Annotated in this window: 1 pseudogene; it reads right to left on the bottom strand. The window is 73.2% G+C overall.

The window, feature by feature from the left end:
• Window positions 1-1,006: pseudogene (locus tag SM757_RS34925) on the bottom strand (hypothetical protein); the annotation flags it as partial.

Genomic DNA, 1,006 nt, shown 5'->3' with positions numbered 1-1,006 from the left:
ATCGAACGGCTGGCCCGAGACGGCCGCGGCCTGAGCCGTGGCAGTGCCCGTGGCCACCGCCGTCTTGCTGGCCACCTGCACGTCGGCCTTGTCCACGGCGCTGACGCTGCCGCTGCCGTGGTTGTTGCCCGCGCCCGGGTTGCTGCCGCCGTTGGTGTCCACGGAGCCCGTGGTCACCAGGCTGGCGGTGTTGGTGAACACCGCCGCGCCGGCCGGGTCGCCCGTGAGCCGCACCGGAATGCGCACCGTGGCCGTGCCGTCGGCCGGCATGGTGGTGAGGTCGCAAGTGACGCTGCCGCCGCCCACGGCGCACGTGGGCGCGGCCGGCACGAAGGTGCCGCCCGTGACCGTGAACACCGGCGCGCCGGCCAGCTCCATGCCGGCGGGCAGCGTGTCGCTGAAGCGCACGGTGCGCGCTTCCTGCGGGCCGTTGTTGCGCAGCTCCATCAGCCAGTCGAAGACTTCGGCCGCGCGCACCGGGCCCTGGGCCACCGTGCCGCCGCTCACCACCGCGCGCTTGGAGACGACTTGCGTGTCCGCCGTGGGCAGCACCGAGCCGACGCTGCCGCTGTTGAAGTTGTTGCCCGCGGCCGGGTTGTTGCCGCCGACGGTGTCCGGCGTGCCGGTGGTGACGATGCTGGCCGTGTTGGTGAACAGCGTGCCGGGTGCAGGCGCGCCCGTCAGCCGCACCGGGATGCGCACCGAAGCCGTGCCGTCGGCCGGCATGGTGGTGATGGCGCAGGTGAACGTGGTGGCGCCGGCCGTGCCCGTGCACGTGGGCGCCGCCGGCACGAAAGTGCCTGCCGTCACCGTGAACACCGGCACGCCGGTGAGCTCCATCCCAGGGGGCAGCGCGTCGGCAAACTGCACCGTCTGCGCCGCCGCCGGGCCGTTGTTCTTCACCTGCACCAGGAAGTCGAAGCTCTCCAGCCCAAACGCCGTGTTCTTGGGCGTGGCCGTGCCCGTGGCCACGGGAGCCTTGCTCAGCACCTGCACGTCGGCGCGC

The organism is Azohydromonas lata, assembly GCF_034427735.1.
GTDB lineage: Bacteria > Pseudomonadota > Gammaproteobacteria > Burkholderiales > Burkholderiaceae_C > Azohydromonas > Azohydromonas lata.
This window is presented reverse-complemented; position numbering and strand designations above follow the sequence as displayed.